This is a genomic window from Granulicella cerasi, from assembly GCF_025685575.1.
Taxonomy (GTDB): Bacteria; Acidobacteriota; Terriglobia; order Terriglobales; family Acidobacteriaceae; genus Granulicella; species Granulicella cerasi.
The window spans coordinates 122106-144342 of record NZ_JAGSYD010000002.1 but is presented as its reverse complement, the minus strand read 5'-3'; the positions used below and the strand labels follow the sequence as shown (position 1 = coordinate 144342).

Here is a 22237-nt window from a genome sequence, read left to right as displayed (position 1 = left end):
ATAGCTGGCTTCGGGAAGCGGCCAGCAGGGGATAACGACAAATGGCAAAGATTATTGGTATCGATCTGGGAACCACGAACAGCTGCGTCGCCGTGATGGAAGGCGGCGAGCCGAAGGTGATCGCGAACGAAGAAGGCGGTCGTACTACGCCGTCGATCGTGGCATTCACCAAGGGCGGCGAGCGTCTGGTGGGCCAGGTGGCAAAGCGTCAGGCGATCACGAACCCGGAGAACACGATTTACTCCGTGAAGCGCTTCATGGGCCGTCGCCAGAACGAAGTGAACGATGAAATGAAGATGGTGCCCTACAAGGTGGTGCCGTCGGGCGACAACGTCGCGATCGTCGCGCAGGGTAAGGAGTACACCGCGCCCGAAGTTTCGGCGATGATTCTGCAGAAGTTGAAGAAGGCCGCTGAGGACTACCTTGGCCAGTCGGTGACGGAAGCTGTCATCACGGTTCCGGCGTACTTCAACGACGCGCAGCGTCAGGCGACCAAGGATGCGGGCAAGATCGCTGGTCTCGATGTGAAGCGCATCGTGAACGAGCCGACGGCTGCTGCTCTGGCTTACGGTCTTGACAAGGGTAAGGACGAAACCATCGTGGTGTATGACTTCGGTGGCGGTACGTTCGACGTCTCGGTGCTCGAAGTGGGCGAAGGCGTGATCGAAGTGAAAGCGACCAACGGTGACACGCACCTGGGCGGCGACAACCTCGACCAGCGCATCGTGGAGTGGCTGATTTCGGAGTTCAAGAACGAGTCGGGTCTCGACCTCGGTTCGAAGGGCAACGAGATGGCACTGCAGCGCCTGAAGGATGCTGCGGAGCGCGCCAAGATCGAGCTTTCGACCGCGCAGGAGACCGAGATCAACCTGCCGTTCATTACGGCAGACGCTTCGGGTCCGAAGCACCTGGTTCGCACGCTGAGCCGCGCGAAGCTGGAGCAGCTCGTAGCTGATCTGCTCGAGAAGTCGGTTGGACCGTGCAAGCAGGCGCTGAAGGATGCAGGCGTGGACGCTTCGAAGATTGACGAAGTCGTTCTCGTGGGCGGCCAGACGCGTATGCCGGCGATCCAGAAGCTTGTGAAGGACCTGTTCGGCAAGGAACCGCATAAGGGTGTGAACCCGGATGAGGTGGTGGCGATCGGTGCAGCGGTTCAGGCTGGCGTACTTGCTGGCGATGTGAAGGACCTGCTGCTGCTCGACGTGACCCCGCTGACGCTGTCGATTGAAACGATGGGCGGCGTGGCTACGGCGATGATCCCGCGCAACACGACGATCCCGACGAAGAAGTCGGAGACGTTCTCGACGGCGGCTGATAGCCAGACCGAAGTTGAGGTTCACGTGATGCAGGGCGAGCGCCCGATGGCAAACGGCAACCGTACGCTGGGCAAGTTCAAGCTGGGCGGCATCATGCCGGCTCCGCGTGGCGTGCCGCAGATCGAGGTGACGTTTGACATCGACGCGAACGGCATCCTGAACGTAAGCGCGAAGGACAACGCTACGGGTAAGGACGCTAAGATCACGATCACGAGCTCTTCGGGCTTGTCGAAGGAAGAGGTCGAGCGCATGGCGAAGGAAGCCGAAGCTCACGCTGCCGAGGACAAGGAAGCGAAGGACAAGATCGAGGCGAAGAACCAGCTCGATTCGATGGTCTACAACGTCGAGAAGATGCTGAACGAGTCTGGCGACAAGGTAGCGGCAGCGGACAAGAGCGAGGTAGAAACTGCCCTCGCGGACGCGAAGTCCACGCTCGCAAACGAGAGCGCAAGCGCGACCGAAATGGACGCTGCCCGCGAACGCCTGACGACCGCAAGCCACAAGCTGGCCGAGGCCGTGTATAAGGCCGGAGCTGCGGCGAACGAAGCTGGAGCGGCTGCTCCGGCGGAAGAGCCGAAGAAGGACGAAGGCGTCATCGACGCAGAGTATGTGGACAACGACCAGAAGTAAGGGAACTGTCTACAGCAGGACTGCGTATAGGTGAGAGGAGAGCTTCGTACGGTGAAGCTCTCCTCTTGTCGTCAGCGGTGACGCATCGTTTACGCAGGAAGTGGGTCTGAAGAAAGTAGTACCGGAACGGGTCCGCTTGTGGAGAGCGGACGAGGTGCAGAAAGGCTGGGTCGCGATGAACACGCAGGAGAACAACAACGGTAGGGACGAGGTTCTGGAGAGCACTTTGCGCTGGGAGTTCGGTAACGCTCACTCGCATTTCAGCGAATTGCTGTGGCGCTGCGACGCAACGCGCGCGGGTCTGCTCTACAACCGCACGCTTTTCGGCACGCAGCAGGAGGCTGAGGCGTTCGCCGAAAAGATGAAGCAGGCAGAGCCGGACCAGATGTTCAGTGTGGAAGCCATCAAGGCGAGCGCCGTCTGGAATTAGACGACGCTCGTCCCTCTAGTTGAGGGCGGGCTCCCTCGGATGAGGCGCCGAGGGGAACCGTCGGTCCTTCCAACGCAGGACCGGCTTTTCCACGAAGTGCCAGGAGGCGCGCGCGAGCGCGACGGCCAGCACGAAGGATGCGATGACTTCCAGCCAGCCATAGTGGTGAATGTGCAGGGAGCGGGAGAGTCCTTCGTAGATGAACCAGGCCGCGATGATGTGCACGAGATACAGCGTGTAGCTGATGGTACCGAGGTACTGGAATGGATACGAGTTGAGCACACGGCTCAACCACCACGGCGACTCGGCTTTCACGACGAGCACCCCCACGAGCGCGGCGCAGGCGATATCCAGAGCGGTGAGTCCGAAGACGAGAAAGAGTGGTGATTCGCGGACTTCCATACCTGCGATGGGATGGATGAGGTAAAGCACGACGGCAAGCACTGCAACTGCCGCAACGCCGATGAGACTGAGTGCGACCTGCTTCTTTTGCAGCAGGTCCTGCTTACGCCAGTGCTCCAGCAGAAGCGCGAGAAACGAGCCGTAGATGAGTCCATCGAAGTGTGTGAACATGCCGAAGTACGAGCTTACGGCGGGGTGTTGCCAGCGGAAGAAGATGGAGAGCAGGCAGATGCAGATGCCTGCGATCACGATGCCGCTGCGACGGAAGCGTAGTGCGATGGGCGCCCATACGACGTAGAAATACTCTTCGATGGAGAGCGACCAGAAGATGCCTGGCACCGCTCCCATTGCAGGCGGTAGTCCGGGGATGGCTGCGTGCAGATGATGAGCCCCCGTCATGAGCGGCGGCAGTTGCTGAATGGTACGGACGGGATGTAGCAGCGATGCGAGCAGAGGCAGGTCACGCGAGGGCGAGAAGGCTTCGAGGAAGAAGACTTGCTTGAATACTTCTCGCAGGTTCAGCACGTCAAGGTGACGCCCGACGGAAAGGGCTGTGATGAACGCGATGACGGCGAAGTACGGTGGGAAGATGCGCGCGAAACGTCGCGCATAGAACGTACGGTAGGGCTGCGGCTTGTGGCGCATACCGAGGAGGATGGTGGTGATGAGGTATCCCGAAAGCGCGAAGAAGAGGTCGACGCCGACCCAACCGAATGCTGGCCACCGTCCTAGCGAGTTGGCGATAGGAGCGTAGTGGCAGCCGATCACGAGAAGGATCGCAATGGCGCGAAGGCCATCTAACTCTGGGATTCTGCGCATAATGAGAAACCAGACTAGCATGATGTCCAACGCGCAGTGTTTCAGAAGACAAGTGAAGGATCACGATGCCTGAAGGAAATGGAATACACCGCTGGGCCGCAAGGCACGAGGCGGCGTTTGCGGGTAAGCCTGTACGGATGGACGGCCCGCAGGGTCGGTTCACAGACTCGGACGTCTTTGATGGACGCAAGCTGGAGCGAGTGCTCGCGGTAGGCAAGCACCTCGGCTATGACTTCGGCAAGGACCGCATTCTGCATGTGCATCTTGGGTTGCAGGGAGACTTCACCGAAGGCTCGGGGCCATTGCCGGCGGTGCGCGGCGCGTTGCGCATGAGGATGTGGAGTGCGGCGAAGGTGAAGCAGCCTGCCGTGCCGGGCGCGAGCAAGCGGCATGGTTGGTATTCGTCCGATGATGGGACCGGGCATCTCGATCCGGAGCAGGTGGCGTGGGTGGAGCTGCGTGGGCCTACGGATTGCTCGGTCTACACGAACGAGAAGTGGCAGCAGTTGACCGAGCGGCTGGGGCCGGATCCGTTGAACCAGGATGATCCCGAGCGCGGCTTTGCGAAGGTGAGGAAGAGCAAGAAGGCGATCGGGCAGTTGCTGATGGAGCAGGACGTGTTTGCGGGCATCGGCAACATCTATCGCGCGGAGTTGCTGTTTCGCGCGCGGCAGAGTCCTTTCACTGCGGGCAAGGATGTTTCCGACGCGGTGCTGAGGAAGATGTGGAAGGACGCCGGTCCGCTGATGCAGGCGGGCATGGTGGATCGCCGCATCGTGACGACGCTGGCGAAGGACAGGCCGAGGCGCGGAGGTGGCGTGATCGCCGCCGAGGACGCGCACTATGTGTATCGGCGCAACGGGCTGCCGTGCCGGATCTGTGGCACGAAGGTCATGAAGATGGAGGGCTTTGCGGGGCGAAATCTCTTCTGGTGTCCTGTATGTCAGGCGGAAGAGAACAAAGCGTAGCGCAAGCCGATAGATTTGTAGAGTAAGTTGGACAGAGACCATGGCAACGACACAACAGAAGGACTATTACGGCGCGCTGGGCGTAAAGAAGACGGCAAGCGCGGATGAGATTCGCAAAGCGTTCAAGAAGCTGGCGCGCAAATATCACCCGGACGTGAATCCTGGCGACAAGGTCTCCGAGGAGAAGTTCAAGGAGATCGCTGAGGCGAACGACGTTCTGAGCGATGACAAGAAGCGCAAGATCTACGATCAGCTTGGCTTTTACTCGGACAACATCGACCCGGCTGCTGCGGAAGCGTATGCGCGCGGTGGCGGTGCTCCGGGCGCGAGCGGTTTTGGTGGCGGAGCGCAGGGGCAGGGCGTGCCGTTTGATTTCGGCGGCTTTGATTTCTCGGGCTTTGGCGGCGGCGGAGCGCAGCAGCAGCGCGGTGGTGAGGGGTTCGGCGGGAGCTTCCGCGATATCTTCAGCGGCATGTTCAACGGCGGTGGCGGCGGACGTTCTCCGCGTGGCCCGCAGCCCGGAACGGACCTCGAGTATCAGGTCGAGGTCGACTTTTGGACGGCGATTCGCGGCGGCGTGACGAAGCTGGAGATTCAGCGACAGGAGCAGTGCCCGACGTGCAAGGGTCGCGCCGTGACAGGCGGTGCGCGTGAGTGCGGTGAGTGCCACGGCTCCGGTCAGGTGACGCAGATGGGCGGACGGATGAAGTTCAACATCCAGTGCCCGCGTTGCGGCGGATCGGGCAAGGTGCAGCACCAGTGCTCGACGTGCTCGGGCGCGGGGGTGGTGACGCGCAAGCAGCCGCTGGAGTTCCGCATCAAGGCGGGCACGCGCGATGGTCAGCGCATTCGTCTGGCAGGCAAGGGCAACGCAGGCACGGAGGGAGCGCCAGCGGGCGATCTGTATCTGATCATCCGCGTAGGCGCGCACAAGCTGTTCCAGCGCGCAGGCGATGACCTGCACATTGTGGTTCCGGTGACGGTGACGGAAGCGGCTCTTGGCGCGAAGATTGATGTGCCGACGATTGATGGCGAAGGCCATCAGCCGGGACGGTCGACGCTGAAGATTCCACAGGGAACGCAGACCGGACAGAAGCTCCGGATGCGCGAAAAAGGTGTGCCGAGCGCCACGCGCGAAGGTCAACGCGGAGACCAGATCGTGGAGATCAAGGTCGTCGTGCCGAAGGTGCAGGACGAGCGCTCGAAGGAGATTCTGCGGGAGCTGGAGAAGCTGAACCCGCAGGACCCGCGCGAGGAGATCTTCGCGGGAGCATGAGGGATGATGAACTCTACGAGTGGCTAGGGCAGACGTTCGAATGGGACCGGCTGAAAGCTTTACGGAACGCGATCAAACACGGCGTGCGCTTTACGGAAGCTGCGACGGTCTTCTTCGATCATGAGGCTCTGTTCTCTGCGGATGGAGACCACTCCATCGACGAGGAGCGGTACACTGTCGTTGGTTATTCGCTGCAGCAGCGGACGCTGTTCGTCGTCCATGTTGTCCGCGGCGATAAAATTCGGATCGTGAGTGCGCGTCGCGCGGAACCGGACGAAAGGAGAGCCTATGAACGGCAGTTGGGAAGATGATTATGAAGTTCCAGATCATATCGATCTTTCGGAACGGAAGTGGGTCAAGAACCCTTTCGTGCAGGAGTTCTCCGAGATGAACCTTGTATCGCTAGATGACGACGTGAAGAAGGTTTTCTCGGACTCGAAGGCGGTCAACGATGCGCTGCGGAAGATCATCGCAGAGAAAAAGGTCGATCTTCCGAAAGCGAGTTAAAAGTACTGCAAACAAAGAGGGGCGGCCACCGTGGCCTCCCCTCTTTGTCGCCGTCCACTAATACTGCGGTAGAGCGTACTCATTCGCAAGCGCGTTCATCCATTGCAGGGTCTCGGGGAAGACGCCGGCGAAGCGGGCCCCAAGCCAGGCTTGCGGAGTGATGGTGATCTCAGCGCGTCCGCTGACTACGGCCGAGTAGATCCTGCGTGCGGCGTGCTCTGCGGTGGTAGCGACGCCGGGTGTTTTCGCGGCAAAGTCAAACCACTTCTTCTCTGCGTCCACATTGCCAACGAACTTGGCATGAGCTTCGCCGCCCGTGCGCATGAGGCCGGGGCAGACGGTGGTGACGCGGACGCCTTTCGCGCGGAGCTCTGCGTGCAGACCCTCTGAGAAACCGACGAGCGCAAACTTCGCCGCCGAGTAAGGCAGCATGTGCGGCACAGCGAATTTGCCGCCGATCGAGGCAATGTTCACGATCGCGGCGCGGCGTTTGCCGGAAATGGGCTGCTGGCGCATCATGTGTGGAAGCGCCGCCCAGGTGGTGTAAAGCGCGGCGAAAAAGTTGACGCTCATGGCTTGCTCGAAGCTCTCGAGCGTGAGCGCCTCGACGGGACCGACCTCGATGATGCCGGCGTTGTTCACGAGCACGTCGATACGCCCAAAGCGAGCAATGGTTTCGTCGACTAGCCGCTCGCATCCCGCGCGCTCAGACAGATCGACGTCGACCAGGTAGAAGTCTGCGGGTTGCAGGTGAGGGTGCGCGGCGAGCAGTTTGTTCTGCGCCTCTTCAAGCTCATCACGTTTGCGCGAAGCCAGCACGAGCCGGACGGGCTTCTGTGCGAAGCGCGAAGCGATGGCGTAGCCCAGGCCGCGTGAGCCTCCGGTGACGACGACTACGGCGTTGTCTGGCACGGGCTCTTCGGTGAGTTTGCCGACGGCAAAGCACGTGGCTGCGAGTGCGGCTGCGGCTCCGACGACGAAGCCGGTGGTCTGGCAAAGACTGCTGCAGGCGTTCTTCGGGAATCCGGACATGTTCCTTTGGATGCACGTTTGGCGCGGGACGCGGTATCCTTGCGTCGATGGCAACACGTCGCAAAGCCAAAGGCGCGTATATGATCTCGGCGGTTAGCGAGATGTACGACATTCACCCGCAGACCCTGCGCCTGTATGAGCGCGAGGGGCTGTTGCGGCCTTCGCGTTCGGACGGTAACACGCGCCTCTACACCGACGAAGATCTTGTGCGGCTGGAGTTCATCCTGAACCTGGCGCGCGATTTAGGCGTGAACATCGCGGGTATCGGCGTGGTGTTGCAGATGCGCGAGCGCATGGAAGAAATGAACCGGCAGATGCAGGAGTTCGTCGGCTTTGTGCGCACGGAAATGATGACTCGCATGCAGCAGAGCGCGAATGCACAGGCGGGGTTGGTGCCGGTGCGTCGTGTGGTGGCGGTGCCGCAGCCGCCGAAGGTGGTGGCTGTGAAGTCGGCGAAGAAGAAGTCCGTTTAGAGCGTCGCTTCCCATCCGTCCGCTAAGGCGCAAGATGGAGTTTCTGAGATCCCGATACTTCCCGTTGAGCACCTGCTGCCCCACGTCTCAGCGAGACATGGGGCACCCGCTGGGTGGACGCTAGTCGTTCGCGCGTGGGTATGGAGCGGGAAGCTTGGTCCGGTCGAAGTTAGCGCTGAGGTAGGGTTTGAGTTCCTGCCAGGTGAAGTGCACTTCGGGCATTCCCGCGGCGTAAGCGGCGACTTCATACTGACCAAAGGTGATCGTCAAGCCGTGCGAGTCGAGCGTCCACTCGTGCGTATTCGCGAGGCCGGAGACGATGCCCTTGGCGAGCCACTCTTTATCGGAGAGGTAGGGACCGCGGTCGGAGTCGGCGTGGAGCTTCGCGTTGATCGCTGCGGGGAGTTTCGTCTTCCAGCCTTTGGCGTCGTCGAAGACATCGCTCGATTGCAACTGGCGTCCTGCTTCGTTGTTCCAGATGAAACTGGTGTCGAAGGTCTCGGGGTGTGCGCCGCCGTAAGCCATGAAGAAACGTTCGAAGTAAATGGTCGTCCAGTGATCGTTCGTGGGGCCAAGCGCCCAGGTCACTTGCTGCGACACGTGTAGGTCGGTGCCTTCGCGGAGCGTCTTCGGATGAGGATGATCGCTGGTGTCGTTGCCCGCGATGACGTAGGTGGTGGCAGCACTGTTGAAGGCTGCTTGCGAGGTGTCGGGTTTATCGATCTGTGGCCACGCATAGTTGCCGATGCCCACTCCGGGGTCGACATGGAAGGGATCGTCGGCGTCCTTGCTGGGCAGTGCGAGATTGGTGGCGCGCGTGTAGATCAATTGGCCACTCGAGAGTTTTATAGCGCCGAGGTCGTCGTTGCGGGTGTTGTACTCGCCGACGAGACAGTCGGTGGTGTTCCTGCGCTCGGCGCGCAGCGTGGGGGAGCAGGCTTTGTCGAGGTAGGCGAGCCATGCGCGCTGGTCGGACTGCACCCCCATGGCGGCGGCCGGGCTGAGCTCGGCTCGCAGCGCTTTGTACTTGGCTGCGAGGTCGGAGTCGGCTTTCGAAAGCTCGGAAGAAGCGCAGATGGTCTTCTCGCGGGGCGTTTTGGCGAGCTTGCAGTCGAAGCTGGCGGCGAAGGCTGGAAGTGTGAGGGCGGCGAGGCTGAGGGCGAGGAGCGGCGAACGCATGGTGTTTGGACCCCGACTGAAGTCGATCCAGAGATTACACTGGAGAGACGCTGTTGCAACGGATTTGTTGTGAGCTGCGACCTTTATTTACATGCACATTCTTCTGCGAATTCTGTTTTGGGTGGCGATGCTGGGCACGGTCACCTCGTCCATCTATTGCGTGATGGTCCTCATCGCTGCGGGGTTGTTTGGCGCGCGTCGCCGCAAGGACTCCGCAGAGCCGCCGACGTTCACGCCGCCGGTGAGCGTGCTGAAGCCGCTACATGGCACCGAAGAGGGCATGGAGCGGAACCTCGAGACGTTCTTCGAGCAGGAGTATCCCGGAGAGTGGGAGCTTTTGTTCTGCGCGCGGCAGGAGACGGACGAAGGCCTGATGCTGGCGCGCGAGGTCGGCAAGCGCTACCCGCAGGTAAATGCGCGCTTCGTTACGTGCGGTGAGCCGCAGCCGAAGTTTCACAACGCGAAGGTGTACTCGCTGGCGAAGCTGGACTCGGTGGCGCGGTACGACAACTACATCACGGCCGACGCCGATGTGCGCGTGAAGAAGGACTACCTGCTGCGTCTCGTGCAGAACCTGAAGGACCCGAAGCTGGCGCTGGCAAGCTGCGTGTACCTCGGCACACCGCATGAGGATGCCGGGCTCTCGTCGCGGCTGGATGCGGTGGGCAAGAGCGTAGAGATGACGAGCGGCGTCATGGTCGCGATCATGCTCGAGGGCACGAAGTTTGCGCTGGGCGCGACGATGGTGACGCGTCGGCAGAGCTTTCAGGACGTGGGCGGCTTCGATGAGCTGGGGCAGTTCTACGCGGATGACTTCGTGATCGGCAACCGTCTGGCGGAGCAGGGCAAGGGCGTGAAGATGGCCACACACGTGATCCGGCTGATGGTGCAGGACTCGCCGTTCTGGTTGAGCTTCCGCAACCAGCTGCGTTGGATGCAGAGCACGCGCCGCTCGCGTCCGTGGGGACATCTTGGCACGGGGCTCACGTTTGCGATGCCGTTCGGCGTGCTCGGGCTGCTGTGGGGCCTTTGCAGCGGACATGCTGCGGTCGGCCTGCTGTGGCTGCTGGGCATGGTGTTGAATCGCTGGCTACAGGCGGGAATGGTGCTCGGTGTGATGGGCGATGAGGATTGGCTACCGAACACGCTGATGTATCCGCTGCGAGATTTGCTGGGCAGCATTCTTTGGCTGGGCAGCTATGGTGGAGAGAATTTCTACTATCGCGGGAAGATCTACAAGCTCAAGGATGGTGGCAAGGTGGAAGCGCCGGAGGACGAAGGGTCGTTGTAAGTTGTACGTTCTTCGTTGTAAGGGAAAGGCCGCGCGGGTGCGCGGCCTTTGTTTCGACGGGATGTGGTTCTGGCGTCCCTGGTTGTGTTGGCTGCATGAGGGAACGCAGAGTCCCTTCGGGAACGACCAATCAAAATGCACTCACCACGTACTACTTACAACCTAGAACGTACAACTTATAACGGCCTCCATCAGCGATTGCTCAGCACGGTCTTTCCACCCGCCTCGGCGATGACTTTGACAGGGCCGAAGTGGGAGAGGTCGGCGATGCGCTCCTTCGGGTGATAGGTCATCAGGAAAAGGCGACCGGAGCTTGCCCAGTGGGCGCGCAGGGCATCGTCGTCGAGGAAGACGTGAGGGGCGTCGGGCCAGAAGCTGCCGAACCAGGGGCCGTTCACGTGGCCGTTGACGAGCAGCACGGGTTGGTCGCAGTAGAAGAGCAGCGTAGAGCCCGAGGTGAGTTCGCCGTCGAGCACGATCTGGTCGCCGGGCTGCTTGGCGGTGTTGATGGCGTCGGCGAGTCCCTTGGAGCCGAGGATCGGGTTGAAGCGCACGAGGCCGCCGTGTGCAGCGAGCAGCACGAGCGTCATGCCGCCAGCGACGGTGAGGTTCGCCGCGAACGTAGCGCCGCGTTTCCGCACGAAGTAAGCGACGGGGCCGAGCACCAACATGCCGAGCACGACGAGCACTAACGGGCCGCGGAAGAAGCCCATCGCTGTGCCGGTGAGGTCGAAGATGTGGCCCAGCGAAAGCGTGTACATGTCCGGGTTTTGCGAGAGTGCATCGCTGAGCGTGACGCCAGGCCTCGGCGTGGGCGCGGTGATCGCGAAGTAGCCGCAGAGGACGGCGATCAGCGTGCCAAGCGGAAGCAGGAACCAGCGCGCGCCGCGCAGGGCCTGCAGGCGGGCGCGAGCGGGGTTGTCGAAGCCGAGGAGCGGAGCTTCTTCGTGGCTGGTGACGCGTCGATCGGCGACGGCGAGCAGGCCGCCGACGAGGATGGCGAGCGCGGGCAGCGCGGGCAGGTGGTAATACTCCTGGCGCGCGGAGATGCTGAAGAAGCCGAGCACAATACCGGCCCATAGCAGCAGCGCGAGCATGGCTTCGCGGGTGCGGTCGGGCGCCGCGTTGATCGCGAGCGGGTTCAGGTGCGGATCGGAATCAAGGCGCAGGTTCGCGGCGTCATCGCGGCGCAGGGTGCGCACGGCATCGATGATTGCCGACGGCAGAAACGCCGCCCACGGCACGAGCCAGATGAAAAGCAGCAGCCAGAAGAGCGGCACCGGGACATTGCCGTAGTCGTGCGGAATGCGCTTGGAGAGGAAGCGCGCGATGTGTTCGTTGTAGAGGTAGAACCACGCCCAGCCTGCGCGTGGCGGCAGGCCTGTGCCGGCGGGCATGGCGATCGCCGGGTTACGCAGCGCCGCGAGCACATGCCACGGCAGCGCAACGACGATGAACGCGAGCAGCGAAGGCAGCAGCTTGAGGCGGGCGAGCAGGCGCAGCTCACGCGTGAAGACGAGGTAGAGCAGCGCAAAGCCCACGGGGAAGACGATGCCGATGAGGCCCTTGGTGAGCAGCGAAAGCGCCAGCACGACGCCGAAGCCGACCATCGGCAGAAGCGCTGAGGGGGCGCGGCGAAGTTCGCGAGCGCGCTCGACGGCGAAGAGAAAAAGGTGCACCGACAGCACCATGAAGAGCATGACGAGGATGTCGGGGATGAAGAAACGCGTGTAGAGATACGGCCCGATGGAGGTCGCGAGTGCGAGCGCGGCGTAGAGTCCGGCGCGGTCGGGGGCTTCGACGGGCGAGAGAGCACGGAAGAAGCGGTTGCCGAGTGCGTAGGCTGCGAAGAAGAGCGCCAGGACACCGAGGGTGAGCGGCAGGCGAGCGGCCCAGTCGTGGATACCGAAGAGGCGCATGGAGCCGGCGGCAAGCCAGTACATCAGCGGCGGCTTGTCGAAGAAGCGGATGCCGTCGATGGTGGGCGTGACGAAATCGTGGCGCGAAAGCATTTCGCGCGCGATACGAATGTAGACGGAGTCGACATCGTCGAGCAGGCCGGGCGAGAACATGCCGCCGAGTTGCAGCACGAGCCAGAAGAGCGTAATGAGCGCGAGAGAGCGCTTGCGGATTGGGTAAGGGCGTTGGGTCACGTTGGGTTTATTCAGGATATCGTTTCGAGGTTACGGGAGGGGCCGGTCGGTGAGCAGGGCCTTGCCGGATTGCGTCATGACGAGGATGCTGCGTGTGCCGAGAAGCTGGTCGACGACCTGGCGTTTCTCGTCGGGAACGAAGAGGAGTTTGCGCGGGCCGATGCCCCATTGTGCGGCGTATTGCGAGGGCGTGAGGAAGATCGGCGGGGCGTCGGGGAAGGTGCTGCCGAAGAGCATGGAGGTGGAGCGGCCATCAACGAGCGCGACTTCCTGGCCGAGATAGAAGGGGATGGAGGAGCCGTAAGCCTGATCGCCGTAAAGTGCGGTTTGTGCCGTGGGGTCGCGCTGCTCGAGGGTGCGGATGCATGTGGCGAAGGCTTCGGAGGAGAGCATCGGCGCGAAGCGCACGAGCGCGATGTGGGCGGCGACGAAGAAGACGGTCGTCGTGATCGCGACGGTGGTTGCGGCGGGAATCAGGCGGCGTTGCTTCGTCCACTGCGTGAGCGCGATGGCCGGGCCGATGGCGAAAGTGATCATCGCAATGATCGCGGGCAAACGCAGAGCCGCGAAGGATGGCCCGGTGAGGTCAAAGAAGTGCGACATCGAGAGCGTGTAGTTACCGACGGCACGACGGGCGAGCGCCGAGCCGATGTCGGGGTTGAAAGGCAGCGCGCGCGACTGCCAGAGGCCGACGAAGAGCGTGATGGCGATGGCAGCGCCGAGCACCGTAAAACTCGCAAGGGCGAGCGTGATGCGCTTGCTGCTGTCGCTCTGTGTGAGCCGCGAGGCGAGCAGCATCAGCAGCGGCAGGTAGGCGGGGAGCGTGTAGTACTCCTGGTTCGTCGAGAGCGAAAAGAACAGAAGAACGAAAGCGGAGTAGAGCGCGAGCAGCGTTAGAGTGTCGCGGCCGAACGTTGAGCGCGGCTCGGCTTGCCTGCGCGAGAAGGCTGCGGGAAGGAAGAGGCTCCACGGAAACAGCCAGACGAGATGCGCGAGCCAGTAAGCGGCTGCGGGCATCTTGTTGTAGTCGCGCGGCAGGCGTCGGCCGAGGAACCGCAGGATGTGCTCGTTGACGAAGTAAAACCAGAAGAAGCCGTGGCCATTGGCTCCGCCGGTGTTGCGCAGGCCTGCGAGGATGTGCCATGGCGCGGCGATGGCGAGCATGAGCAACGTGCCGGTGACGGGGCGCAGTTTGCTGAGTTCGCGCAGGCGACGCGTGAAGAGCAGGAAGAGACCAATCGCTGCGAATGCGAAGACAAGCGCGACGAGGCCTTTGGTGAGCACGGCGAGCGCGAGTGCGATCCAGAAGAGATAGGCGTGGCGTGGGGAGTCGCCTTCGAGCGCACGCAAAGCTGCATAGAGCGAAAGGCAGAGCAGCAGCGCGAGCAGGACGTCGGGGATGAAGACGCGCGTGAAGAGGAAGACGCCGGTGGAGGTGAGCGTCATGAGCGCGGCGAGGAAGGCTGTGTCCTCGTCAAAGGCGCGTGCGGCCCAGCGCCATGCGAGCAGCGCGAGGCCAAGCACCGTCAGCGCGAGCGGAAGATGCGCGGCGAAGGCGTTCTCGCCGAAGAGCTTCATGCTGACGGCGACGATCCAGTACGGCAGCGGCGCTTTCTCAAGATAGCGAATGCCATCGACGTGGAGCGTGACCCAGTCGCCGTGGTGGAGCATGTATTGCGCGGCCTGGCTGTGTGTGGCGTCGGCGTCGTCGAGCAGCGGAGGGCTGATGGACGAGGCAAGAAAGGCGGCGGCCCAGAGGCTGAGGAGCAGAAGCAGGCGTACTGAGCGTGAAACTGGGCGCGGCATCGGTCTATGGTTAGCTTACGCGGATCGGCGGCTGCTTGCTGCATGCGGCGATTAGCACAGCGTCGCCGTGTATCTTGCTTGTGTCGAAACTTTTGCGGAGGACGTGCGTTTGCCTACATTTGCAGCGATAGATATCGGATCGAACTCCTGTCGTCTTGCGATCGCAGAAGTGGTGGGGCATCATCTGCGGACGCTGCATGAAGACCGCGAGGTTACGCGCCTGGGCGAGAGCGTCTTCGAGGCGGGCGTGATCTCGCCGGAAGCGATGGCCGTTACGGTGAAGGCGCTGAAGCGCTTTCACAAGGCTGTGCAGGCCCATGCGGTGGACCGTGTGCGCGTGGTGGCGACGAGCGCGACGCGTGACGCGCGCAATGCGGCGGCGTTCCAGGAGTGGGTACGATCGGCGACCGGCTGGAACCTTGAGGTGATCTCGGGGCTGGAAGAGGGGCGGCTGATCCATCTCGGCGTGGTGACGCACGAGGTCGGCGCGCGAGGACGCTGCCTGATGATCGACCTCGGCGGCGGAAGCTGCGAGATCACGGTGAGCGAAGGCGGACGCATCCGCGAGATGGTGAGCTTGCCGCTCGGAGCGGTGCGCTTGCAGCAGGAATTTCTGCGCAACGATCCGCCAGCGAAGGAAGACATCGGTCGTCTGCGCAAGTTCGTCGAACGCGAACTGACGCGCGGTGGCCGCAAGCTGGGAACGCCGAAGATCGACCTGGTGATCGCGACGTCGGGGACGGCGAGCGCGCTGGCCGAGGCCAGCAATGCGTTCGCGGCGCAGCATGGCGTAGCCGCGAAGGGTAAGCGTGTGGCGGCGACAGCTTCCAAAACGCTGGGCAAGCTCATGCAGGCGGAGACCCCGAGCGTTCGTCGGCTTGCCGACAAGCTGCTGAAGATGAATAACGAGGAGCGAGCGGCTCTGCCGGGCATCGGCGTTCGTCGCGCGGACATTATTGCGGGCGGCGCGCTCGTGTATGCGTCGCTGCTGGAGCGGATGGGGCTTCCGGGCTTCCGGTACTCTCCGCTGGGGCTGCGTGACGGCATCCTCGCCGCGATGTTGGCGGACGTGGACGTGAAGACCTCCGCGCACCAGACGATCGAGGCCGAGCGTTGGGAAGGTGTGCTGGCCGTGTGCGAGCGCTACGGCGTGGACATGCGTCGTGCGGAGCCGGAGCGCGTGTATGCCGAGCAGCTTTTCGATGGGCTGTTGCGCGTGCATGAGTTGCCGCAGGATTACCGCCTATGGCTGCAGGCCGCGGCGATGATGCAGGATGTCGGCAAGTTCCTCAACCATCAGGGGCACCACCGGCACACGCAGTACATCATTGCGAACTCTGAAATCTTTGGCGTTTCGCCGGAACAGCGCGCAATCGTCGCGGCGATCGCGCGGTATCTCGGCAAGAGCCGACCCGACGCGATGGACCGCACGATGCGGTCGGTGCCGGTAGAAGAGCACGGGCACGTGACGCGCGCGGTCGTGTTGCTGCGACTGGCTCAGGCACTCAGGCAGGACCGCGCCGCCGCGGCGATCAAGCTGCGGATCAAGGTCTTGCCGAAACGAGTCCTGATCGAACTGATGCCGACGCGCGGCGGGGCGGAGCTGGAGTTGTGGGCGTTGAAGAAGGAAGCGGTTTACTTCCGCGAGATCTTCCGGCGCGAACTCTTCATCGAAGTCGTATAGAGACTGCGCACGACGCGAGGATCAAGCAGCCACTGTAGGGTGGCCGGCCCTCTCTGATAGCTGAGGCGAGCGAGGGATCCCTTGCGCAGGCGAACGCGCGCGTTGTCGGGGCTGTCGCTGGGCGTCGCTGCGGGCGCGATCAGGTAGCCGAGAAACGCGGTGATGTTCGGATTGTGTCCGACGACGAGCACGTTTTCGTGGCCTTCGCACTCGCGGAGAAGGCGCTGAAACTGCGCGAAGGTTGCGGTGGGCGAAAGCGCGTGCGAGATGAGCACGTTTTGCTCGTAACCGGTCTCGGTGGCGACCAGTTGCGCGGTCTGCAGCGAACGCTTGAGCGGGCTGGAGATAACGAGATCGAAGTTCAACTGCATGGCGTTGAGCACATGCGCGAGGTAGAGCGAGTGTTTCTTGCCGTCTTTATCGAGCGGGCGACGCGTGTCGAGCAGCGGATTGACGCGGCGTGTTCCGGCAGAGGCATGGCGAAGAATGTACAGGTTCATACGACGGTCGATCCTTGAGACGCGTGAAGCGTCTGCCTCTCCATTCTAAGGGCGGCGCCATAGCTCGGTGTAGAGCAGGCCGTTGAATCTTTGATGACGCTCGAGGCGCTCGAAGCCGGCTCGCGTCAGTGCGGTCTGCGGATCAGGCAGATGCTGCACACGAAGTCCGGTAAGCATGCGGAATGCGAGGTAGAGCGCGCGGATGTACACGCGCGAGAGTGGACGCAGCATAGCGTTTTGCATGGGCGCGAAGTCGGAGACGACCCAGATCGTGCCGGGAGCGGTGGTGCGAAAGCAGGTATCGGCGAATGCTTCGACCTGCTGTTGCGTGAGGCAATCGAGGACGAAGTGCGTGACGAGCAGCTCGCTCGATGGGTCGGGGAACGCAGGCAGAAGTGCGCGCGCGGTAATGAGACGATCGGCCGCGAAGGCGCAACGCTCGCGTTGCAGCGCGAGCATACGTTCACTGCCATCGAGCGAGAGTGCGTGGAGTTGCGGCTGCGAACGCAACAGTGCGGCGAGGAAGCGGCCGTCACCGTCGCCGAAAAGCGTGGCTTGTCGGAGCGGCGGCAGCTGCGGCAGCCAATGGTTGCGGATGCGCTCCAGCTGTCGGCCGAGGGCCAGGAATTCAGCCCATCGATAGAGGCGAGCGACGCGGTCGAAGCCGGGCATTAGCGCAGGAACGGAAGGAAGAGCAGTGGTGTGAGCAGGGCGGCGTCCGCCAGCGCGCGTTGCACCGTGGGACGCTGCGTGGCGCGGAGGCGATCAAGCAGGAGCAGGAACCCTGCGCCGAGGCCGATGCAGACCGGCAGCACGCGCAAGTCTTCGCGATAGACGAGCGTGAAGACAGCAGCCAGCGCCATCAGTGCGAACGAAAGCGCGTCGAGATGCTCAAGCGCCCAGCGCGTGGTGGCATGCGCCTGTGTGCGGTCGTGCGGATGCTCCCACGCATAGACGAAGAGGCAGTTCAGGGTGCAGAGCATCGCGAAGAGGATCGCTGGGGCGATGAGCTCGAGGCGCAGGTCCGGGCGCAACGCGACCGTGGGCAGGAAGACGGCGGCGGGGAAGAAGATGCCCACGGCGAGTTCTTTGGGGAGGCGTCGCGAAGCAGCGCTGGCGTGAATGATGACAAACCACGCCACGAGCAGGCTGGCGAGCAGCAGGTTCAGGCGCAAGGTGCGTTCGTCGAAGTGGAAGACGAGGGCTGCGAGCACTGGGACGGCCCAGGCGGTCGCGATCACGAAGCGTGCGCGATGGCGCTGGTGAAAGCGGTGACGCTCTTCGAGGTCGTGGCGGTCGAGCAGGCGGTCCGCCACGTAGACGAGCCAGACGGCGACGAACATCGCTGCAGGGACAGGCCACGCGAGATGCACCCCGGTGGCGCGCGCGACGAGCACCGTCCACACCGCGGCGACGCTGGGAGCGTCGAGCGAGAGCAGGTGCCAGAGCGTCAGCGAGTTCTGTCGCTGGGGTGGCGCTGGAACGAGGCGAAGCCCGCGCCGGACATCGAGTTCCTGCTTTTTCGCGGTGTTCTGCATATTTCCAGCTTACTCTTTCGCGGTTACGGTCGGCTTGCCGGTGCGGTTGGCGTGTGCGCCGGTCGCCCACAGGGTGGGGTCGATGTTGGCGAAGATCGAGTCGCGCGTTTCGATCTGCGAGAGGCGTTGGAGCTGTGGCTCGGTGAGCGAGCCTGCGAGCGCTGCGTCGTAAAAGCCGCGAAGCTCTGCGAAGGTGTCGGCGTGTGTGCGGAAGCGGGCGGAGGCGTAGTCCTGCGCGGCTTCGGTGGTGATGTTGAACTGCCAGTCGGAGCTTTCGAGCAGCAGAAGCTCGCGGCAGAGTTGGCGTAATACGCGCGTGGCGGCTTCGTTCTTCTGCCAGTCCTTCGCGGAGGCGAATTCGCGCACGGCGAGCTCGGCCGCATATAGCTCCGAGTAGGTCCAGGTGGTCTTGTCGTTCAGCCACATGTCGTTGTTGCCATGCGCGCCCCAGGACCCTTCGGGCAGCGAGATGAAGCCGGCGCGCGGAGCCTGGTCGAGGTATTGCGATGCGGTGCAGAGCGCGAGCTCGCCGCTGCGCTGGTGGACAAGGCGCGCGACCGCTTCCAGCCACTGCGGACCCTCGTACCACCAGTGGCCGAAGAGCTCCGCGTCGAACGGTGCGGAGACAATGGGCGGCGGTGCACCGTCAACACCGGCTTGCTGCAGGGTCTCGAGGACGAGCCCGACGAAATGCTCGGCGTGCGAGCGAACGCGCTCGGCGGCATGCTCGGGCACGTAGGGCTGCTTGTTGTCCATCGGCACGTTCCAGCCCGTTACGCTCCAGTAGCGATGGCCGCCGGGCCAGCGCTTCTTGTGGAAGTCGAGGTAGTTCGGGTCGCCGGGGTAGCCTTTTTCGCCGGACCAGACCTGTGCGCCGGTGTGAGGATCGCGCGGGAAGACCGTGGCTGCGTACTTCTTCGCGGGATCGGTTGTGTAGGGGCCTTCGACGAAGTACGGCTGATACGCGCGGCGAGCGTCATTGGGCTCGACGGTAGTGGCGCCTTCGACCATGTGGGTGTCGACGAAGAAGTAGTCGATGCCCGCTTCAGAGATGGCCTGCTCGATGCCGATGCGGTTGAAAGCCGGCGCAAGTTCGCTGCCGTCAGCACGGCGGACGGGGTAGCTCCACTCACCGGCGGGGCGGTAGCCGCACTCGGGGATCCAGATGCCGCGCGGCTTGCGACCAAGGTGTCGCTCATGGGTGTCGAGCGCGAGGCGCACCTGCGCGCGAACGCTTTCGTCAGTGCCGAGCAGCGGCAGGTAGCCGTGGCTTGCTCCGGTGGTCAGAATCTCGATTTGGCCGCGCTCCTCGAAGCCGCGAAACGCTGCAACGATGTCCCCGTTGAGCCGCTGGAAGTCTTCGAGGGCCTGGGTGAAACTCTGCTGCCAGAGACGCGCGAGGTAGGCGTAGTGCTGCTCGTTGGTGGAGAGGAAATAGCCTTCATCCTCGCGCGCAGCGGTGATCTTGCGCTCGATGTAGCGAGGGAGTTCGGCCTTGAAGGCAGGGTGCGAGAGCTGCTCAAGCAGTACCGGGGAGAGGTTCAGATTGCAGTGGAGCGGAACGCTGTCCGTCTCAAGGCGCGTGAGGACGCGAAGCAGCGGGAGATAGGTTTCTGCGGCGGCTTCGAGCAGCCACTCAAGACCGTGCGGCCACGTGCCGTGATTCACCACGAAAGGGAGATGCGCGTGCAGGGTGAAGCTCAGGAAGCCTTTGGATGTGTTCGCGGCGTTCTTATCTTTGTTCAAGGCGACTCAACGTCCTTCTTGTTAGCGTACAGAGGGAAGAGGGAGCAAGGCCGCGAAAGAAGCGGCAGCAGATATTCATGAGACGGTGACCACGTTGAATGGACGCAAAAAAGCGTCGGCTGGTTGCCGACGCTTTCCTGAGCTGCGGTTAGAGCGGTGATTAACGCGTCTGCAGACCGGAGGTCGGCTCTTCGTCAGAGGCGGCTTCGGTGGTCTGCACGGTGATGGGAGCGGTGGTGCGGAAGCGGATGAGGGTTTCGGAAGAGATGGTCACCTGCTGTCCACGTGTCATGCCCTGGTAAGCGGTGCCTGCGCCGCCGCCAGCGAGTGCGCCGATGCCTGCGCCCTTGCCGCCGCCGAAGAGGCCGCCGAGAAGTGCACCTGCCGCCGCGCCGCCACCGATCTTGAGTGCGGTATTCTTGCCGCGGCCCTTGCCCTCAACCGAGTAGGTGTCCGTGGCGATCTGGATCAACTGACCGTGCCGACGCACTGCCGTGAGCTGGATCGCGAGCAGCGAGTTGCCTTTGAAGTGGCCAGCGTCCTTCGCCTCCACCACGCGGCCGGAGACGGCCGAACCTGCGGGGATGATGACGTAGCCGTTCGAGGTGACGGAGTGCGTGACGGTGCCGTTGAACGGCGTGCCGGTCTCGGTGTGTCCGCTCTCGAGCGTTTCGGTGATGCGAACGGGGATCGCCGAGCCTGCGGGAAGAGTGATGTTACGCACAACGGGCTTGGGCGGCGGGGGAGGCGTGTTCGCTGCAGGCGGCGGCAGGGTCTTCTGTGTCGCGATGATCTGGCGCTCGGTCTGCGTGGCCGGGCGCGGGTTCTCCGGCGCGGCGGGCGAGGTCACGGTCGGCGTGACCTGGATGCCCGCGACCTGGATGCTGTTGATGACTTCCTTGACGCCTGCGACCTTCGCGGCATCTTGTGCGGCGACGGCGCTTGCAGTGTCGTCGGTGACATTGCCTGTGAGCGTGACAACACCGTTGGTCACGGATGTTTGCAGCGTCTGCTTGGAGATGGTGGGGTCGGCCGCGAGGGCCTTCTGGACATTCTGTGTAAGCGTGGCGTCGTCGATTGTTTTCTTGCAACCTGCGGCCAGCAGCATGGCTGCTGAAAGGGCAACAGCAGCCGAAGTGCGCTGCAACGTGGTGGTACTGAACATAATTCGCCTCCTGAAACGTCTGACGCGGTTAGGATGCGCTATGTCGATGTTCGGCTGCAAGAAGATTCGATGAGTATGCGCGCACAACCCCGGTTGCCCAGGTGGCATCCACACAGGAGACGCCGCAATAGTCTGCCGCAAGGCTAGAATGTGCAGACGTGGTGAACACACAGTACGGAGGTACGCGCAATGGCGGACAACGAGAGCAGCGTAGGTAGCTTTGGATGGTTTCTTGCAGGCCTTGGTATTGGCGCGCTGGTGGGTGTGCTCTATGCACCCAAGAGTGGCAAGGAAACCCGCGATGATTTGAAGGCTACGGCGCTCGATGCGCGTGAGAAGGCCAACGAACTCTACACGCAGGGCGTGGATAAGGGTAAGCAGTACGTCGAGCAGGGCAAGCAGAAGGCCGCCGAGTATACCGAACTGGGCAAGGTTGCCGTCAGCGAGTATGCCGACAAGGGCCGCGAGTACTTCGACAAGGGCCGCACGCAGTGGACCCAGTATGTCGATAAGGGTAAGGAAGTGATCCAGAACCAGCAGGAGGCCGTGACGGCCGCTGTTGAGGCTGGCAAGTCGGCTTATGTAGAGAAGACTTCGGAGATTTCGACCTCGTAGTCGAATCCCGTTGTGAGATGACGAAGGGCCGTTCCAAGGAGCGGCCCTTTCGCTTGCGGTGCGACGAGTGCGCCCGTAGAGTGGAACTGATTTCTTTTTGAGGTGAGTGATGATCGCGTTGAATTCTGTCGCGGTAATGATGTTTCAAGATGGCGGCGTTGATCAGCACAAGATCTCGATCTGGTCTGCGGTGATTGGCCTTGCTCTCGTAGCGCAGGCTGCAGGTGTGTGCATCGCCGCAGCGTTCGCGATCAAGATGTTCTGGAAGGTCGAAAGGCTGACCGATTCGTTTGAGCACAAGACGGCTCCGCTGATCGAAAAGGCGACCGCTCTTGTGGACGAGCTTGGCCCGAAAATTCACACGGTCGCGACGAACGTGGAACAGACGAGCTATGTGGTGCGCGCAAAGGTCGATGAGCTTGCGATGACCGTCGATCAGTTGAACCGCACGGTGCAAGATGTGAACGAGCGCTCGCGCGTGCAGATTTCACGGGTGGATGGCATTGTGAGCGATGCGTTGGCGACGACTTACGAGGTTTCGCGCACGGTGCAGGAAAGCATCAAGGGGCCGGTGAAGCAGGTCGCCGGTGTGATCGCTGGTCTGCGCGCTGGGCTTGAAACGCTGATCGCGCGTTCGCCCTTTGGCGGCGGGCGTCCGAGTCCCTACGACGTCGAGTAACGATCTATGCAGTACGAACGGCGAGCCT

General features: G+C 62.6%; 20 protein-coding genes. 10 read left to right on the top strand and 10 right to left on the bottom strand.

The window, feature by feature from the left end:
• Positions 1-41: 41 nt before the first annotated feature.
• Together dnaK and OHL11_RS06055 are read left to right on the top strand one after the other, a co-directional pair.
• Entirely contained in the window at positions 42-1946 is a 1905-nt protein-coding gene (dnaK, locus tag OHL11_RS06060) for a molecular chaperone DnaK (protein ID WP_263370602.1), read from the top strand.
• A gap of 154 nt (positions 1947-2100) precedes the next feature.
• The gene (locus tag OHL11_RS06055; protein ID WP_263370601.1) at positions 2101-2376 is read left to right on the top strand and encodes a hypothetical protein; all 276 of its coding nucleotides are present in this window, start codon (positions 2101-2103) and stop codon (positions 2374-2376) included.
• Positions 2377-2391: 15 nt separating this feature from the next.
• Here the strand turns inward: OHL11_RS06055 and OHL11_RS06050 are convergent, their stop codons facing one another.
• The gene (locus OHL11_RS06050; protein WP_263370600.1) at positions 2392-3597 is read right to left on the bottom strand and encodes an acyltransferase family protein; all 1206 of its coding nucleotides are present in this window, start codon (positions 3595-3597) and stop codon (positions 2392-2394) included.
• A gap of 65 nt (positions 3598-3662) precedes the next feature.
• Between OHL11_RS06050 and OHL11_RS06045 the strand changes: the two genes are divergently transcribed.
• Genes OHL11_RS06045 through OHL11_RS06035 form a run of 3 tightly spaced genes read left to right on the top strand, consistent with a single transcriptional unit; the run spans position 3663 to position 6152 of the window.
• A complete protein-coding gene (locus tag OHL11_RS06045) occupies positions 3663-4565 on the top strand; it encodes an Fpg/Nei family DNA glycosylase (protein WP_263370599.1) in 903 nt (300 codons plus the stop codon).
• Between the two features lie 40 nt (positions 4566-4605).
• Positions 4606-5841, top strand: a complete 1236-nt coding sequence (locus OHL11_RS06040) for a J domain-containing protein (protein WP_263370598.1) — start codon at positions 4606-4608, stop codon at positions 5839-5841.
• A complete protein-coding gene (locus OHL11_RS06035; RefSeq protein WP_263370597.1) occupies positions 5838-6152 on the top strand; it encodes a BrnT family toxin in 315 nt (104 codons plus the stop codon). Before OHL11_RS06040 ends, OHL11_RS06035 begins: the two co-directional genes overlap by 4 nt.
• A 253-nt stretch (positions 6153-6405) precedes the next feature.
• Here the strand turns inward: OHL11_RS06035 and OHL11_RS06030 are convergent, their stop codons facing one another.
• Positions 6406-7380 (bottom strand): SDR family NAD(P)-dependent oxidoreductase, encoded by a 975-nt coding sequence (locus tag OHL11_RS06030; RefSeq protein ID WP_263370596.1) that lies wholly within the window; start codon positions 7378-7380, stop codon positions 6406-6408.
• Between the two features lie 47 nt (positions 7381-7427).
• Between OHL11_RS06030 and OHL11_RS06025 the strand changes: the two genes are divergently transcribed.
• Positions 7428-7853 (top strand): MerR family transcriptional regulator, encoded by a 426-nt coding sequence (locus OHL11_RS06025; protein ID WP_263370595.1) that lies wholly within the window; start codon positions 7428-7430, stop codon positions 7851-7853.
• A 120-nt stretch (positions 7854-7973) separates the two neighbouring features.
• On the opposite strand, the gene OHL11_RS06020 is transcribed toward OHL11_RS06025, so the two are convergent.
• The gene (locus tag OHL11_RS06020; RefSeq protein WP_263370594.1) at positions 7974-9032 is read right to left on the bottom strand and encodes a DUF3298 domain-containing protein; all 1059 of its coding nucleotides are present in this window, start codon (positions 9030-9032) and stop codon (positions 7974-7976) included.
• A gap of 91 nt (positions 9033-9123) precedes the next feature.
• Between OHL11_RS06020 and OHL11_RS06015 the strand changes: the two genes are divergently transcribed.
• Positions 9124-10323 (top strand): glycosyltransferase, encoded by a 1200-nt coding sequence (locus tag OHL11_RS06015; RefSeq protein WP_263370593.1) that lies wholly within the window; start codon positions 9124-9126, stop codon positions 10321-10323.
• Between the two features lie 191 nt (positions 10324-10514).
• Here the strand turns inward: OHL11_RS06015 and OHL11_RS06010 are convergent, their stop codons facing one another.
• Entirely contained in the window at positions 10515-12476 is a 1962-nt protein-coding gene (locus tag OHL11_RS06010) for an ArnT family glycosyltransferase (RefSeq protein WP_263370592.1), read from the bottom strand.
• Between the two features lie 30 nt (positions 12477-12506).
• Positions 12507-14282, bottom strand: coding sequence for an ArnT family glycosyltransferase (locus OHL11_RS06005; RefSeq protein WP_263370591.1), 1776 nt, complete (start codon positions 14280-14282; stop codon positions 12507-12509).
• 109 nt (positions 14283-14391) lie between these two features.
• Here OHL11_RS06005 and OHL11_RS06000 point away from each other — a divergent pair, with 109 nt between their 5' ends.
• Positions 14392-15966, top strand: a complete 1575-nt coding sequence (locus tag OHL11_RS06000) for a Ppx/GppA phosphatase family protein (RefSeq protein WP_263370590.1) — start codon at positions 14392-14394, stop codon at positions 15964-15966.
• Here OHL11_RS06000 and OHL11_RS05995 read toward each other — a convergent pair.
• From OHL11_RS05995 to OHL11_RS05975, 5 genes are all read right to left on the bottom strand, one after another.
• Positions 15918-16466, bottom strand: coding sequence for a SixA phosphatase family protein (locus tag OHL11_RS05995; RefSeq protein ID WP_263370589.1), 549 nt, complete (start codon positions 16464-16466; stop codon positions 15918-15920). The two genes, OHL11_RS06000 and OHL11_RS05995, sit on opposite strands and share 49 nt — an antisense overlap.
• A 45-nt stretch (positions 16467-16511) precedes the next feature.
• Positions 16512-17138, bottom strand: a complete 627-nt coding sequence (locus OHL11_RS05990) for a class I SAM-dependent methyltransferase (RefSeq protein ID WP_263370588.1) — start codon at positions 17136-17138, stop codon at positions 16512-16514.
• The gene (locus OHL11_RS05985) at positions 17138-18004 is read right to left on the bottom strand and encodes a hypothetical protein (RefSeq protein ID WP_263370587.1); all 867 of its coding nucleotides are present in this window, start codon (positions 18002-18004) and stop codon (positions 17138-17140) included. Before OHL11_RS05985 ends, OHL11_RS05990 begins: the two co-directional genes overlap by 1 nt.
• A gap of 9 nt (positions 18005-18013) precedes the next feature.
• The gene (locus tag OHL11_RS05980; RefSeq protein WP_263370586.1) at positions 18014-19750 is read right to left on the bottom strand and encodes a glycoside hydrolase family 57 protein; all 1737 of its coding nucleotides are present in this window, start codon (positions 19748-19750) and stop codon (positions 18014-18016) included.
• Between the two features lie 160 nt (positions 19751-19910).
• Positions 19911-20915, bottom strand: coding sequence for a BON domain-containing protein (locus OHL11_RS05975; RefSeq protein ID WP_263370585.1), 1005 nt, complete (start codon positions 20913-20915; stop codon positions 19911-19913).
• Between the two features lie 189 nt (positions 20916-21104).
• On the opposite strand from OHL11_RS05975, the gene OHL11_RS05970 reads away from it, so the two are divergent.
• Together OHL11_RS05970 and OHL11_RS05965 are read left to right on the top strand one after the other, a co-directional pair.
• Complete coding sequence (locus tag OHL11_RS05970) at positions 21105-21530, top strand: YtxH domain-containing protein (RefSeq protein WP_263370584.1); 426 nt, start codon at positions 21105-21107, stop codon at positions 21528-21530.
• A gap of 109 nt (positions 21531-21639) precedes the next feature.
• On the top strand, positions 21640-22209 hold the full coding sequence (locus tag OHL11_RS05965) for a hypothetical protein (RefSeq protein ID WP_263370583.1): 570 nt from the start codon (positions 21640-21642) through the stop codon (positions 22207-22209).
• Positions 22210-22237: the final 28 nt, after the last annotated feature.